A 14,009-nucleotide genomic window follows, 5' to 3' on the forward strand; every position below is an offset into this window, starting at 1 on the left:
TTGCATCTGGGGCAGGCCGACCGCCTGCCCCGGCATGTTGCTTTCCATGCCAACAACATTAACAAGAACGCATGGTGGATTTGACGCGCAGGTTTGACGTGCTGGTGATCGGCGGTGGCAATGCCGCCTTGTGCGCTGCGATCAGCGCGCGGCGCGCCGGCGCTTCGGTGCTGGTGCTGGAGGGCGCGCCAAAGTTCTACCGCGGCGGCAACACCCGCCATACGCGCAACATGCGCTGCGCCCATGACGCGGCGACCGAGATCCTGACCGGGCCCTACACCGAGGAGGAGTTCTGGCAGGATCTGCTGCTGGTGACGGGCGGGCAGACCGACGAAGAGCTCGCCCGCTTCATGATCCACGAGTCCAAGGACATCCTGAACTGGATCGTCGAGCAGGGCGTGCGCTGGCAGCCCTCGCTCGGCGGCACTTTGAGCCTCGGCCGTACCAACTCGTTCTTCCTCGGCGGCGGGCGGGCGATGCTGAATGCGCTGTATCGGACGGCCGAAGAGCTCGGCGTCGACATCCTCTATGACGCTGCGGTGATCGACCTCAAGATCGAGGACGGCATGTTCCTGTCGGCGGAATTGCTGAAGCCGGTGCACGGCAAGACCGAAGTGCGGGCGTCCGCGCTGGTCGCCGCCGCCGGCGGCTTCGAGGCCAACATCGAATGGCTCAAGGAATATTGGGGCGAGGCCGCCGACAATTTCCTGATCCGCGGCACGCCCTATAATCGCGGCTCGATCCTGAAGATGCTGCTCGCCAAGGGCGTGCAGGCGATCGGCGATCCCACCCAGTGCCATGCAGTGGCGATCGACGCGCGCGCGCCGAAATTCGACGGCGGCATCATCACGCGCCATGACTCCGTGGTGTTCGGCATCGTCATCAACAAGCACGCCGCGCGCTTCTACGACGAAGGCGAGGACATCTGGCCGAAGCGCTACGCGATCTGGGGCCGCCTGGTCGCGGCGCAGCCTGACCAGATCGCCTACATCATCTTCGACTCCACCGTCGTGACCAGCTTCATGCCGACGCTGTTTCCGCCGATCGCCGGCGGGACGATCGCCGAGCTTGCCGGCAAGCTCGAACTCGATCCGGCCGCGCTGGAACAGACCATCACCGAGTTCAACGCCGCGGTGCGGCCGGGCACGTTCGACCACACCATCCTCGATGATTGCGCTACCCAAGGCATCACGCCGCCGAAGACGCATTGGGCGCGCAAGATCGACACGCCGCCCTACCTCGCCTACCCCGTGCGGCCCGGCATCACCTTCACCTATCTCGGGACCCGCGTGAACAAGCAGGCGCGCATGCTGATGAAGGACGGCAAGCCGGCCGCCAACATGTTCGCCGCCGGCGAGATCATGGCCGGCAACGTGCTGGGCCGAGGCTACGCCGCCGGCATGGGCATGACCATCGGCAGCGTGTTCGGCCGCGTCGCCGGGCGGGAGGCGGCGAAGAATGCGCGGAACTAGAGTCGTCTCCTCCGGGAGAGCCACGTCACAATTTGTCGTCGCTGCCATCGCCGCCAGTCTGATGAGCGTCATCCCCGCCAGCGCAGAGGAGCCGATCTCGCTGCGCGAGTTGGCCTCGCTCCATGTCAGTGTGGCGGATATTTCCGGCAAACTCGACAAACAGATCCCCGTCACGGGCGGCGTTTCGATCCGGGTCGATCAACGCGCGGGCTACTGGTTTGAGCAGATGTACATCTTGCCCGGGGCTGAAAACCAGGGCCGCAACATCGTCGTTCTCAGGGCCGGTGGGCACCAAGTCTTCAACGTCTGCTCCTGGAGCGGAACGTCCTTTTGAAAAGGCCTAGAGCGATGCACGGCACGCCAATCCTTACCGAAACCGACCGTCTGATGACGGTGTGCAATTCCTGCCGTTATTGCGAGGGGCTGTGCGCGGTATTTCCCGCCATGGAGATGCGCCGCGCCTTCTCCGACGGCGACCTCAACTACCTCGCCAACCTCTGCCATTCCTGTGGCGCCTGCTACACCGACTGCCAGTTCTCGCCGCCGCATGAATTCAACGTCAACGTTCCGCAGACGCTGGCGGTGGCGCGTGCCGAATCCTACGCGGCCTATGCCTGGCCGCGCGCCTTCGCCGGCGCATTCGCAAGCAACGGCCTCGTCATCAGCCTGGTCGCGGCGCTGAGCGTTGCCGTCTTCATCTTCGGTTTCGCCGCGGTCAACGATCGCAGCGCGCTCCTTGGCATCCACACCGGCCCAGGCGCGTTCTACAAACTGATGCCGCACAATGCGATGGCGCTGCTGTTCGGCCTCGCCTTCCTCTACGCCATCGTCGCGCTGGCGATGGGTATCCGCGCGTTCTGGCGCGACATTGGCGAGCCCGTCGGCATGACGACGGATGCAAAATCGCTGCTGCAGGCGATCCGTGACGCCGCGAGCTTGCGCTATCTCGACGGCGGCGGCGTCGGCTGCTTCAACGAGGACGACCAGCCGACCGACCGCCGCAAGCTCTACCACCACTTCACCTTCTATGGCTTTGCGCTGTGCTTCGCCGCGACCTGCGTCGGCACACTCTACCACTACCTGCTGGCACGCGAGGCGCCCTATGCGTGGTGGGATCTGCCCGTCGTGCTGGGCACGCTCGGCGGCATCGGGCTCGTGGTCGGCCCGCTCGGCCTGCTCGCGGAGAAGTGGAAGCGCGACCGCGTGCTGATGGATGCGGCGAGCCTCGGCATGGACACCGCGTTCATCGTGATGCTGTTCCTGACCAGCGTCACGGGGCTGGCGCTCTTGCTGTGGCGCGCGACCGGCGCGATGGGCCCGCTGCTGGCGCTGCATCTCGGCGTCGTGTTCGCGCTGTTCGTCACGATGCCGTACGGAAAATTCGTGCACGGCATCTACCGCTTCGTGGCACTGGTGCGGTATGCGCGGGAACGGCAAGAGATGTGAAGTCGTAGGGTGGGCAAAGCGTAGCGTGCCCACCATCCCGAGCACGCCGAGAATGGTGGGCACGGCGCAAGTGCGCCTTTGCCCACCCTACGAAACGTTCACAAATCCACCACCACGTAATCGCTCTCGACGGAGACGGCGATCGTTTCCGCGACATACGGCCCCTTCACGACGTTCGTGCCCGGCTCGACATTCACCGGATAGGCCTTCACGCGAAACCGCCTTGGGTCGCAATAGGACTGGCCGGTGCGGATGTCGAACTCCCAGCCATGCCAGGGGCAGCGGATGATCTCGCCGAGCTTTGTGTACTCGATCTCGCCGGGATCGGATGACGATGCGAGACCGATCAAGGGGCCCTCGCACAGCGCGGCGCCCTGATGCGGGCAACGGTTCAGGAGGCCGAAGAACTCGCCCTTGACGTTGAACACCGCGATCGGCCGGCCGTCGATCTCGAGGAATTTTCGCGTGCCCGGCGGCAGCTCATCCACCGGGGCGATCACGTGACGCGCCATCTACGAGATACCGTACAGCTTCTTCGCGTTGTCGAGATAGAACGCCTGCCTGTTGGCGTCGCTGACGCCGGCCGGCAGCACGCGTGACGGCTCGTCGTAGTCCCAATGCGGGTAGTCGGTTGCGAACAACAGCTTGTCCCAGCCGATCCATTCGATGGTCTGGAACAGATGATCGCGGCTCTCCGGATCCTCCATCGGCTGCGTGGTCCACCAGATATGGTCGCGGATGTATTCCGACGGCTTGCGCGTCAGATGCGGCACCTCGGCGTGCAGGCGATCGAACACCTTGTCGAGCCGCCAGGCCAGCGACGGCGCCCAGCCGAAGCCGGCCTCGACCATCACCATCTTCAGACTGGGAAAGCGCGCGAACACGCCTTCGAGCACGAGGCTCGCCAGCGCGGTCTGCTGGCACTGCGAATGGCCGACCATCTCCTCGATGTAATAGCTCGGCCAGCCCGACGCCGTGATCGGATTGCCGCCGAAGCCGAAGGCGTGCACGCCGACCGGAAGGCCTGCCTCCTGCGCCGCCTCATAGATCGGCCAGTAGCGGCGCTGGCCGAGCGGCTCGACATTGCGGGAGAGCAGCAGGACCTGCACAAAGTTCTTGTCGCCGGCGCGCTTGCGGATTTCCGCGGCGGCCGAGACGCCGTCCTCATTGGCGACGACGATCGAGCCCTTCAGGCGGGAGTCCTTGCTGGTCCATTTCTCGATCTGCCAGTCGTTGATCGCGCTGCAGATCGCGCCGGCCAGATCCTGATTGCGGATGCCCTGCCCGGTGTCGAGCGGATTGAGCACGCCGAGCACGACATTGTTCGGATCGAGCAACTGCTTCTGCATGAAGGACAGCGAGGAGCCCTGCTTGCCGCCTTCCGGCGGGTAGGCGTCGCGGCGCGAGGCGTTCGGCTGCGCCTTCGGATAGGGCGGGCCGCCCATCATGCCCTGATAGGGATGGACGCCGAAAGTCTCGAGATGCGCGTGCCAGCGCTTGGCCAGATAAGGATACAGCTCATCCTTGGTGGCGCGCGCGGGATGAATGTCGCAGTCGGCGATCCCGGTCTTGATGCCGGTCGACGCTGACGCCTCGGGACGATCACGAAGCTGGATGTTCATGGCGTCGTCTCCCTCACCTTCAATCGCCCGTAGGTCGCGAGCGGATTGTCGATCATGATCTTGCGCACCAGATCCGGCGACAGTCCCTTGGGCAGCACGTCGTCGCCGTCGAACTGCCAGTGCGGATAGTCGGTCGAGAATAGGATCAATTCGTCCGACTGCATATGGTCGAACAGGCGGTTCAGCGTGTCCGGTTCCGGCGGCGCGTCGACCGGCTGCAGCGAGAAACGGATGTTGCTGCGCACAATCTCCAGCGGCGCGCGGTCGACCCAGGGCGTTTCCATGCGCACGCCGCGCCAGAACTTGTGCAGCCGCCACAGGAACGGCGGCAGCCAGGTGAAGCCCGACTCCAGCATCACCATCTTCAGGTTCGGATGGCGCGCGAACACGCCCTCGACGATCAGGCTGGTCAGCTGCGTCTGGAACGCCTGCGCCTGCGCGACATAGTCCTCGATGTGATAGGAGCCCCAGCCGACCGAGGTCGGCGGATTGTGATAGGCGCTACCGGCATGGATGCCGATCGGCAAGCCATGACGCTCGGCCGCGGCATAGATCGGCCAGTAATGCCGCTTGCCCAAGGGCATGTCGCCCATGACGAGCATCAGCACCTGGACGAAACGCTTGTCGGCCGCGCAACGCTCGATCTCGGCGACGGCCTTCGCGATGCTCTGCACGGGGATCACGATCGAACCACGCAGCCGATCGTCCTTGTCGAGCCACTCCTTCACCAGCCAGTCGTTCAGCGCGCGGCAGAACGCATCAGCCATGTCTTCGGAAAACACCATCTGCACGCCGTACAGCGGATTGCAGATGCCATAGGCGGTGCCGAATGTGTCGAGCGCCTGCCGCTGCATGTCGGCGATATCGGAGCCGGGCTTGCCCTGCGCCGGCCGCCAATCCGGCCGCGACGAGATCGGCGAGTTCAGCGGATAGGATTGCGAGATCAGGTCCGTCATGCCGCGCGTCGTCACCTGATCGCGCCAGTAGTCGTTCATGTACGGCAGCAGGCTGGTCAGATGCGGCACGGCGGGATGCAGGTCGCAATCCACGCCACCTGCGATCGGCGACGTCATGGTGTTTCCTCCGCGAGACGACGGTTCTCCGAACCGTCCTCCCGCTCCGGCTTTTTGTTTGAGCATGATCTGATCGGAAAACCGGTACCCACTTTTCCGGATCATGCTCGTGGTCACGGCATATTGTCAGGCGTGCCGCTTGGTTCTTGTCCGATATTCAAGCAGGCTCGTCCCGAGCCCGCAACTTGCGCAAACGGCGTGGCCGTGTGCTAGGAAAACATGGGCCGTTCCTGGCGGAGATGGTTCATGGGAGCCAAAACCAGATGAGAGAGCTTTACGCTATAGCCGAGCAGGTCGCCGCAAGACTGATGGAACGCAAGCAGACCATTGCAGTCGCGGAATCATCGACCGGCGGATTGATCTCGGCCGCGCTGTTGTCGGTGCCCGGGGCGTCCGCCTATTTCCTCGGCGGCGGCGTGATCTATACGCGCGATGCGCGGCGCGCCCTGATGGATATCTCCGACGAGGCCATGAAAGGCCTGCGCTCGGCGTCGGAGCCTTACGCAAAACTGCTGGCCAATCAGGTCCGCGAGCGCCTGGCGACCGATTGGGGCCTGTCGGAGACCGGCGCGACCGGGCCCAAGGGAAATCGTTACGGCGATGCCGCCGGGCACAGCTGCATGGCCGTGGCCGGCCCGCAGCACGAGGTGATTACGCTGGAGACCGGCAGCGATGACCGGCAAGCCAACATGCAGGTGTTCGCGAAGACCGCGCTGGAGCTGTTGTTGAAGAATTTGTCCCGGTGAACGCTGCGCACTGGACTTCACCTCTCCCCGCTCTTCCGCGGGGAGAGGTCGGATCGCATCGTCAGATGCGATCCGGGTGAGGGGCCGTGCACGATCGTGCCATACAACCAGCCCCTCCGGTTCCTCAACTGACCTGTCGGCGGTACCGAACTCGCCGCTGGCCGCGTGCCATGCCCCTCACCCGCCGCCTGCGCTACGCTACGGCGTCGACCTCTCCCCGCAAGAGCGCGGGGAGAGGTGAAACGGAGTTTGCCGCACGATTGATCGTCGATCAGCGCAAAAACTCACTTCTCCCGGAACGAGCGCATCAGCTGATCGCTCAGCGGCTTCATCAGATACGACATCATGGTGCGGTCGCCGGTCTGGACGAAGGCTTCCACGGGCATGCCGGGGATGATCTTGACCTCGCTGCCGAGGCGGGCGACCTCCTCTGATGGCATCGAGACGCGGATGGTGTAGTAGCTCTGACCGGTACGCTGGTCGGTAGTCACGTCGGCGGAGACGCGGGTCACGACACCGTTCAGTTCCGGCGTGGTGCGCTGGTTGAAGGCGGAGAGCCGCAGCAACGTCTTCTGGCCGATCTGCAGCTTGTCGATGTCCTGCGGATTGACCTTGGCCTCGACCGAGAGATCGTCGGCCTTCGGCACGATCATCATGATCGCATCGCCCGCGGTGATGACGCCGCCAACCGTGTGCACGGTCGATTGCAGCACCACGCCGTCCTGCGGCGCGCGGATATCGATGCGGCGGAGCTGGTCCTCGGCGGTGACCTTGCGCTCGACGAACTCGCCGATCTTGTCGTTGGTCTCGCGCAGATCCTTGGAGACCTCGGCCAGCATGTCCTTGTCGACCTGGATGATCTGCAGCTCGGTCTCGGTGATCTTGCCCTTGGCCTGGGCGCGCGAGGCGATGTATTGTGCGCGCTCGCCGGTCAGCCGCGCGGCATCGCGCTCCAGCGTGGTCAGGCGGGTGATCTGCACCAGGTGCTGGTCGTAGAGCTGGCGGACGCCGACCAGCTCTTTCTGCACCAGGTCGATTTCCTTGTCCTTGGCCTTTTCCTGCGCCTGCAGGCCGGCGATTTCCTCGTTCAGCTGCGTGACGCGTTCGCGCAGCTGTGCCTTCTGGCCGGTGCGGCCGTTGACGCGAACCTCGAACAGCTTGCTCTCGCTCGCCATCACGTCGCGGACATCGGGGTCGTCGGCGCGATCGGTGAGCTGCGGCGGAAACACGATCTTGTCGCGGTTCTGCTGCTCGGACTCGAGCCGCGCGGCGCGCGCATAGAGCCCGTTCAGCGTCTTCACGACGATGGCAAGGCTCGCCTTGACCACGGTCTCGTCGAGCCGCACCACGATGTCGCCGGCCTTGACGACGTCGCCGTCGCGCACGCGCACCTCGCCGACCACGCCGCCGGTCGGGTGCTGCACCTTCTTGACGTTGGAATCGACCACCACCGAGCCCGGCGCGATCAACGCGCCCGAGATCGGCACGGATGACGCCCAACCACCGAAACCGCCAGCGAGCACGATGACCACGACAAACCCGAACAGCAGATGCTTGCGGATCGACTGACGCGTCTTCATGATTTGGCTCCCGCGTCGGAGACGATGCGGACCGGCGCCGGCGGCGCGACGCGCTGCAGCACCTGCCCGAGAACCTGTTCCTTCGGGCCGAAGGTCTGCATGCGACCGTCCTTCAGCACCAGCAGCTGGTCGACGCCCTCGATGCCGATCGGCCGGTGCGCAACCACGATCACGATCGCACCGCGCTCGCGGGCGGCGCGCACCGCGCGGGTCAGTGCCTCGTCGCCTTCGCTGTCGAGATTGGAGTTCGGCTCATCGAGCACGATCAGGAACGGATTGCCGTACAGCGCGCGCGCCAGCGCCACGCGCTGGGCCTGGCCGGCGGACAGGGCAGCGCCCTGCTCACCGACCGACGTATCGTAGCCCTCGCGCATCTTGATGATCATCTCATGCACGCCGGCTTCCTTGGCGGCGGCGATGATGCCGTCGGACTTCGCCTCCGGATCGAAGCGGCAGATGTTCTGGGCGATGGTGCCGCTGAACAGCTCGACGTCCTGCGGCAGATAGCCGACGTAGCGGCCGAGCACATCCGACGACCATTGGTCGAGCGCGGCGCCGTCGAGCCGCACCTTGCCGCGCACGGGATTCCAGACGCCGACCAGGGCGCGGATCAGCGACGATTTGCCGGAGCCGCTCGGGCCGATCACGCCGACGCCGCTGCCGGCTTCGACCGCAAAGGAGACGTCCTGCACGATGACGCGCTGATCGCCGGGTGCGACCATGCTGACGCTCTCGACGGACAGCTTCTTCGTCGGCGCCTGCAGCAAGGTCTGCTCGGCCCGCGCCGGCATCTGCTGCAACAGGCGGGTCAGCCGCTGCCAGCTGGTGCGCGCGGCGACAAAGCCCTTCCAGTGCGCGATCGCGAGATCGACCGGCGCCAGCGCCCGCGCGCTCAGGATCGAGCCGGCGATGATGATGCCGCCGGTCGCCTCCTGATGGATCACGAGATAGGCGCCGACCGCGAGCACCGAGGACTGCAGCATCATGCGCAGCACCTTGGCGACTGCGCCGAGCCCGCCGGTGACGTCGCTGGCGTGCTGGTTGCCGGCGAGATAATTCTCGTTCGCCTCGTTCCAGCGCGCGTTCATGCGCCCGGCCATGCCCATCGCGACCAGCACCTCGGCATTGCGGCGGCTGGAGGCGGCCAGATCATTGCGCCGCGCAGCGAGCGTCATCGCTTCCTTGGCGGGCGCGCGCGACATGAATTCGGTGACCAGCGTCAGCGCGACCAGGATGATGGCGCCGACCAGCGCGGTGAGGCCGAGCAGCCAGTGGAACGCGAAGCAGATCGCGAGATAGAACGGCAGCCAGGGCAGATCGAAGAACGCACCCGGCCCCATGCTGCCGAGGAAGGAGCGGACATTGTCGAGGTCGCGCAGCGGCTGCAGGCCCTCGTTGCGGTTCCCGGCCAGCAGCGGCAGGCGCACCACGGTGTCGAACACCCGTGCATTCAGTGCTTCGTCGAGCGAGGTTCCAATCCGGCCGAGGATGCGACCGCGCAGGAGGTCGAGCAGGCCCTGCGCCATGTAGAGACCGGCGGCGATGACGACGAGGCCGACCAGGGTCGGAACACTGCGGCTCGGCAACACGCGATCGTAGACTTCGAGCATGAACACCGAACCTGTCAGATACAGGAGGTTGATCATGCAGCTCATGAGACCGACGCCGATGAAGGCGCTGCGGCACGCCCGCAGGGCCTCGCTGAGTTCGGAGCGCCGGACAGCGGGAGCAGCTGCCATGAAATCAGGTCTCGACAAAAAGAGTTACGTGATGACCACGTTGTACTGATCTTTGTGGCCAGCGTCTATTGAAGTCGCGTTAACCTGAATGCGGTTCGCCGCATAATATTCGTTAGATGACAAGCTCTTGAAGGAATAAAGCTGTTCCACGGCCAGCGGTCTCGGAACCGATCTGCAACCTTGAGCTGAATTTTGTGAAATGGTTCACAGGATTACGGCCTTCGTAGCCGGCACGCCTCCCGGCTCGCCCCATGGCGGCCCCGAGGAGGCTCCAGCCCCCCATCCGCAGGGCCGGGCCGCCGGCCCGACCCCTGGGCCTCGGCAGCCGATGCCTAGCGCCTGACCAGCCGCACGACCAGCAGCAGGATCACCGCGCCGATTGCCGAATAGATGATCTCCGAGATCAGACCGCCGCCGAGATGGAAGCCGAGGCGCGGGAAGATCAGCGTGGAAATGAACGCGCCGGCGATGCCGACCACGATGTCGCCGATGATGCCGAAGCCCGAGCCGCGGACGATCTTGCCGGCCAGCCAGCCGGCGACGAGGCCGACAAAGAGGATGACAATGATGCTTTCACCCGACAGATACATGGATACTCCCCCAAGTTCACGCGCCCCTGTTGCACGCGGAGGGAACCTAGCCGCAATCGGCTGATGTGGCCATGGTATTCCGGTGACGTTATGTAATTGCCGTGGATGCTGACTCCGCCAGGACACACCGCGCGGCATGGTCGGGCGCGATCTGCACATTGGGCGGCAGTTTCTCGGCGCAACCCGGCTGCGCAACGCTGCATCGCGGGGCGAAGGAGCAACTGGCCGGGGCGTGATCGAGCGACGGCGGCGTGCCCGGAATGGTCTCCAGCCGGGCGCCGCGCTTGGCGCCGTGGATGGTCGAGGCCAATAGCCCCTTGGCGTAGGGATGGACGGGCGCGCGGACGATGCCGCGGAGCGTGCCCTGCTCCACGATCTGGCCGGCATACATCACCGCGACGCGGTCGCAGATCTCGATCGCGACGCCGATGTCGTGGGTCACGAAGATCACGGACATGCCGAACTCGCGCTGCAGCTCGCGCAGCAGCAGCAGGATCTGGATTTGCACGGTGGCGTCCAGCGCCGTGGTCGGCTCGTCCGCGAGCAGGATCTTCGGCTTGCAGGCCAGCGCCAGCGCGATCATCGCGCGCTGCCGCATGCCGCCGGACATTTCGTGCGGATACGACTCGAGCCGGCGTTTGGCCGAGGGGATACGCACCACCTCCAGCATTTCGAGCGCGCGCGCCATCGCCTCGCGTTCGCTCTTGCCCTCGTGGCGGATCACGGTCTCGGCGATCTGCCGGCCGATGGTGTAGACGGGATCGAGCGCCAGCGCCGGCTCCTGGAAGATCATCGAGACGGTCTGGCCGCGAAAGGCGGACAGCGCCTCGTCGTCCATCGCCAGCACGTCCTGCCCGAGCACCTTCACGCTGCCGGCGATCTGCGTGCGCTTCCGCGGCAACAGCCGCATCAGCGCGCGCAAGGTCACGCTCTTGCCCGAGCCGGACTCGCCGAGCAGCCCCAGCACCTCGCCTTCGCCGAGCCTCAGGCTGAGATCGTTGACGGCATGAACCGTGCGATCTCCGGTGAAGCGGATGTTGAGGTTATCGATCTCGACGAGGTCGGTCATGCGAGTTTCGGCACCCTTGCGTGGTAGTCGGTGGCGCGCTGGAACGCCGCGCCGATCCGCAACAGCACGGCCTCCTCGAAGGACCGGCCGATCAGCTGCATGCCGACCGGCAGGCCCGCCCTGGTGAAGCCGGATGGAATCGACAGCGACGGCACGCCGAGATAGTTGACCGGACGGGTGAAGCGCGTGAGCCGCTGGATCACGGCTTCCGCGCCCGGACCGTTGCCGACGTCGCTCTCGGCGATCGTCGGCGCCGGCACTGGAGCCGATGGCGCGATCACGGCATCGATGCCGCTGACCGCCGCATTGTGTGCGGCAAGCGCGGGACCGCGCCAGCGCATCGCTTCAAGATAGGAGACGGCGGGAATGGTGAGGCCGTTCTGCAGCCGCATCAGCACCTGCGCGCCGTAGTCTTGCGGACGTTCGATCATCCAGCGCTTGTGGAAGGCCGCCGCCTCCGCCGCGAGCACCAACTGCGAGGCGGCGCTGAGCTGGCGGTGATCGGGCAACTCGACCTTCACGATCTCGGCGCCCTCGCTCTTCAGCGTCCGGATGGTGTTGTCGAGAATGGTCGCAACTTCGGGATCGAGGTCGTCGACATAGAACGCCGTGGGCACGCCGATCTTGAGGCCTTTCAGCGATCTCCCGGTCGCCTCCAGATAGTCCGGCACCGATAATGTCGACGTCGTGGCATCTTCCGGATCGGCGCCGGCCATCAAGCCGAGCAGCAGCGCGCAATCCTCTGCGGTCTGCGCCAGCGGACCGACGGTGTCGAGCGATTGCGACAGCGGCATCGCGCCGGCGCGGCTGACGCGGCCGACGGTGGTCTTCAATCCCGTGACCCCGCAGAAATGCGCGGGCATGCGGATCGAGCCGCCGGTGTCGGAGCCGAGCGCCGCAAAGGTCAGACGCGCGGCGACCGCCGAGCCCGAGCCGGACGACGAGCCGCCGGTGATATGCGCCACGTTCCAGGGATTGCGCACCGCGCCGTAATGCACGTTGTGGCCGGTCGGGCCGAAGGCGAACTCGACCATCTGCAGCGAGCCGAGCCGGATCTGGCCGGCGTCTTTCAGCCGCTGCAGCGCCGTCGACGTCGTCTTCGGCACGAAGTCGCGGCGGATCAGCGAGCCGCAGGTCACGACCTTGCCGGCGTCGTAATACATGTCCTTGTGCGCCAGCGGCACGCCGTGCAGCGCGCCGCGACTGTTGTCCTTGGCGAGCTCGGCGTCAGCCGCGTCGGCGGCGGCGAGCGCCTCTTCGGACTCGATCGCCATGTAGGCGTTGAGGCGCGGCTGCCACTCGGCGATCCGGTGCAGCACGGCGCGCGTCACCTCGCGCGAGGAGACCTTTTTCTCGGCAATCGCTTTCGCGACCGCCACGAGCGACATCAAGGCGGGCTCGCTCATTTCGTCACCGTCGCGGTCTGCGCCAGCAGGAAGCTCGCGGGCTCGAGATCGAACGGCAGCGTGCCGGCGATCGCGGCAAAGCCGTCGAAGGCCGGGCCGATCGAGGTGGCGATGCGGGTGGCCGTCTCGTCATCCGCGGGCACGTCGGCGACATGCGCCACCACCTTGACTTCCTTGGGACTGGGTCTGGTCATGCCGCGTTGTCTCCCGTTGTTTTTGCCGGCGCGCGGCTGTGCCCCGAGCCGGGAATGGCCATGTAGCACGCCGCCTGATGGCCCATTGTATCGAGGTCGGTGAGCTTTGGTGTGTGCTGCGCGCAGAGCGGCTCCGCAAACGGACAGCGGGTGTGAAACCGGCAGCCTGGCGGCGGATCGATCGGGTTGGGCGGATCGCCCGAGATCGGCGGCACTTCGGTACGCTTGTCCGGATCGGATGACGGCATCGCCGCGAGCAGCGCGCTCGTATAGGGATGCGCCGGCGCGTCCCAGACCGCGTCGACCGGGCCGAGCTCGACGACCTCGCCGAGATACATCACCAGCACGCGATCGCTGATGTAGCGCACGACGTTGAGATCGTGGCTGATGAAAAGATAAGTCAGGCCGAACTCGCGCTTCAGATCTGCGAGCAGATTGAGCACCTGCGCCTCGACCGATTTGTCGAGCGCGGACACCGCCTCATCCAGGATCACCAGCCGCGGCGACAGCGCCAAGGCACGGGCGATGTTGACGCGCTGGCGCTGGCCGCCGGAGATTTCGTGCGGATAACGATTGGCGAAATTCTCCGGACGCAGGCCGACCTTGCCGAGCAGCTCGCGCGCCAGCGTTCGTGCCGCGCCATCGGCCATGCCGTGAACCTTGGGACCGAAGGCGATCGATTCCTCGATGGTGAGGCGCGGATTGAGCGAGGCGTAACTGTCCTGGAACACCATCTGCATGCCGCGGCGCAAGTCGCGCAAGGACAACGACCGGCCGACCTGCATTCCGTCATAGATGATCGCGCCGGAATCGCACGGCATCAGATGCATCAAGAGGCGCGCGGTGGTCGACTTGCCGCAGCCGGACTCGCCGACGATGCCGACGGTCTCGCCCTTCATCACCGCAAACGAGACATTGTCGACCGCGCGCACCGTCTTGCGGGCGCTGAAGAGATCGCCGCGCACCGGAAAATGCTTGGTCAGGCCCGTAACCTGCAGCAGCGGCTGGGCCGCGCCGCCGACATCGGCGACCGGCTCCAGCATACCTTGCGGGGTATCGACGTCGGTCATCG

General features: G+C 65.6%; 14 protein-coding genes. 4 read left to right on the forward strand and 10 right to left on the reverse strand.

Annotated elements, in window-relative coordinates; genetic code table 11:
- Window positions 1-71 precede the first annotated feature (71 nt).
- The 3 genes from tcuA (at window position 72) to tcuB (ending at window position 2,918) form a co-directional block, all read left to right on the forward strand.
- A complete protein-coding gene (tcuA, locus tag JQ604_RS37940) occupies window positions 72-1,472 on the forward strand; it encodes an FAD-dependent tricarballylate dehydrogenase TcuA (protein ID WP_212365861.1) in 1,401 nt (466 codons plus the stop codon).
- A 61-nt stretch (window positions 1,473-1,533) separates the two neighbouring features.
- A complete protein-coding gene (locus JQ604_RS37945; protein WP_212365862.1) occupies window positions 1,534-1,806 on the forward strand; it encodes a hypothetical protein in 273 nt (90 codons plus the stop codon).
- Between the two features lie 14 nt (window positions 1,807-1,820).
- Window positions 1,821-2,918, forward strand: a complete 1,098-nt coding sequence (tcuB, locus tag JQ604_RS37950) for a tricarballylate utilization 4Fe-4S protein TcuB (protein WP_212365863.1) — start codon at window positions 1,821-1,823, stop codon at window positions 2,916-2,918.
- A gap of 98 nt (window positions 2,919-3,016) precedes the next feature.
- On the opposite strand, the gene JQ604_RS37955 is transcribed toward tcuB, so the two are convergent.
- The 3 genes from JQ604_RS37955 to JQ604_RS37965 are packed head-to-tail and all read right to left on the reverse strand — an operon-like array spanning window position 3,017 to window position 5,613.
- A complete protein-coding gene (locus tag JQ604_RS37955; protein ID WP_212365864.1) occupies window positions 3,017-3,430 on the reverse strand; it encodes a Rieske (2Fe-2S) protein in 414 nt (137 codons plus the stop codon).
- Window positions 3,431-4,540, reverse strand: a complete 1,110-nt coding sequence (locus JQ604_RS37960; protein ID WP_212365865.1) for an amidohydrolase family protein — start codon at window positions 4,538-4,540, stop codon at window positions 3,431-3,433. It lies immediately after the preceding gene.
- On the reverse strand, window positions 4,537-5,613 hold the full coding sequence (locus JQ604_RS37965) for an amidohydrolase family protein (RefSeq protein WP_212365866.1): 1,077 nt from the start codon (window positions 5,611-5,613) through the stop codon (window positions 4,537-4,539). The genes JQ604_RS37960 and JQ604_RS37965 overlap by 4 nt, the downstream gene beginning before the upstream one ends.
- A 263-nt stretch (window positions 5,614-5,876) precedes the next feature.
- Here JQ604_RS37965 and JQ604_RS37970 point away from each other — a divergent pair, with 263 nt between their 5' ends.
- Complete coding sequence (locus tag JQ604_RS37970) at window positions 5,877-6,359, forward strand: CinA family protein (RefSeq protein WP_212365867.1); 483 nt, start codon at window positions 5,877-5,879, stop codon at window positions 6,357-6,359.
- A 284-nt stretch (window positions 6,360-6,643) separates the two neighbouring features.
- Here the strand turns inward: JQ604_RS37970 and JQ604_RS37975 are convergent, their stop codons facing one another.
- The 7 genes from JQ604_RS37975 to JQ604_RS38005 form a co-directional block, all read right to left on the reverse strand.
- Window positions 6,644-7,939 (reverse strand): HlyD family type I secretion periplasmic adaptor subunit, encoded by a 1,296-nt coding sequence (locus tag JQ604_RS37975; protein WP_212365868.1) that lies wholly within the window; start codon window positions 7,937-7,939, stop codon window positions 6,644-6,646.
- A complete protein-coding gene (locus JQ604_RS37980; protein WP_212365869.1) occupies window positions 7,936-9,678 on the reverse strand; it encodes a type I secretion system permease/ATPase in 1,743 nt (580 codons plus the stop codon). Before JQ604_RS37980 ends, JQ604_RS37975 begins: the two co-directional genes overlap by 4 nt.
- Window positions 9,679-10,010: 332 nt before the next feature.
- Window positions 10,011-10,268, reverse strand: a complete 258-nt coding sequence (locus JQ604_RS37985) for a GlsB/YeaQ/YmgE family stress response membrane protein (protein WP_212365870.1) — start codon at window positions 10,266-10,268, stop codon at window positions 10,011-10,013.
- A gap of 88 nt (window positions 10,269-10,356) precedes the next feature.
- Window positions 10,357-11,337, reverse strand: a complete 981-nt coding sequence (locus JQ604_RS37990; RefSeq protein WP_212365871.1) for an ABC transporter ATP-binding protein — start codon at window positions 11,335-11,337, stop codon at window positions 10,357-10,359.
- A complete protein-coding gene (locus tag JQ604_RS37995; RefSeq protein WP_212365872.1) occupies window positions 11,334-12,743 on the reverse strand; it encodes an amidase in 1,410 nt (469 codons plus the stop codon). Before JQ604_RS37995 ends, JQ604_RS37990 begins: the two co-directional genes overlap by 4 nt.
- Window positions 12,740-12,937: a hypothetical protein gene (locus JQ604_RS38000; protein ID WP_212365873.1), complete on the reverse strand. Its 198-nt coding sequence runs from the start codon at window positions 12,935-12,937 to the stop codon at window positions 12,740-12,742. Before JQ604_RS38000 ends, JQ604_RS37995 begins: the two co-directional genes overlap by 4 nt.
- The gene (locus JQ604_RS38005) at window positions 12,934-14,007 is read right to left on the reverse strand and encodes an ABC transporter ATP-binding protein (RefSeq protein ID WP_249159258.1); all 1,074 of its coding nucleotides are present in this window, start codon (window positions 14,005-14,007) and stop codon (window positions 12,934-12,936) included. Before JQ604_RS38005 ends, JQ604_RS38000 begins: the two co-directional genes overlap by 4 nt.
- Between the last annotated feature and the right edge of the window lie 2 nt (window positions 14,008-14,009).

Source organism: Bradyrhizobium jicamae, from assembly GCF_018130695.1.
Taxonomy (GTDB): Bacteria; Pseudomonadota; Alphaproteobacteria; order Rhizobiales; family Xanthobacteraceae; genus Bradyrhizobium; species Bradyrhizobium jicamae_B.

Bases quoted from the DNA above. Each gene is read 5' to 3' on its own strand.
- JQ604_RS37995 (WP_212365872.1), bottom strand. From the start codon at position 12,743: ATGAGCGAGCCCGCCTTGATGTCGCTCGTGGCGGTCGCGAAAGCGATT.
- JQ604_RS37975 (WP_212365868.1), bottom strand. From the start codon at position 7,939: ATGAAGACGCGTCAGTCGATCCGCAAGCATCTGCTGTTCGGGTTTGTC.
- tcuA (WP_212365861.1), top strand. From the start codon at position 72: ATGGTGGATTTGACGCGCAGGTTTGACGTGCTGGTGATCGGCGGTGGC.
- JQ604_RS37970 (WP_212365867.1), top strand. From the start codon at position 5,877: ATGAGAGAGCTTTACGCTATAGCCGAGCAGGTCGCCGCAAGACTGATG.
- JQ604_RS37980 (WP_212365869.1), bottom strand. From the start codon at position 9,678: ATGGCAGCTGCTCCCGCTGTCCGGCGCTCCGAACTCAGCGAGGCCCTG.
- tcuB (WP_212365863.1), top strand. From the start codon at position 1,821: ATGCACGGCACGCCAATCCTTACCGAAACCGACCGTCTGATGACGGTG.
- JQ604_RS37990 (WP_212365871.1), bottom strand. From the start codon at position 11,337: ATGACCGACCTCGTCGAGATCGATAACCTCAACATCCGCTTCACCGGA.
- JQ604_RS37965 (WP_212365866.1), bottom strand. From the start codon at position 5,613: ATGACGTCGCCGATCGCAGGTGGCGTGGATTGCGACCTGCATCCCGCC.
- JQ604_RS37960 (WP_212365865.1), bottom strand. From the start codon at position 4,540: ATGAACATCCAGCTTCGTGATCGTCCCGAGGCGTCAGCGTCGACCGGC.
- JQ604_RS37985 (WP_212365870.1), bottom strand. From the start codon at position 10,268: ATGTATCTGTCGGGTGAAAGCATCATTGTCATCCTCTTTGTCGGCCTC.
- JQ604_RS37945 (WP_212365862.1), top strand. From the start codon at position 1,534: ATGAGCGTCATCCCCGCCAGCGCAGAGGAGCCGATCTCGCTGCGCGAG.
- JQ604_RS38000 (WP_212365873.1), bottom strand. From the start codon at position 12,937: ATGACCAGACCCAGTCCCAAGGAAGTCAAGGTGGTGGCGCATGTCGCC.
- JQ604_RS38005 (WP_249159258.1), bottom strand. From the start codon at position 14,007: ATGACCGACGTCGATACCCCGCAAGGTATGCTGGAGCCGGTCGCCGAT.
- JQ604_RS37955 (WP_212365864.1), bottom strand. From the start codon at position 3,430: ATGGCGCGTCACGTGATCGCCCCGGTGGATGAGCTGCCGCCGGGCACG.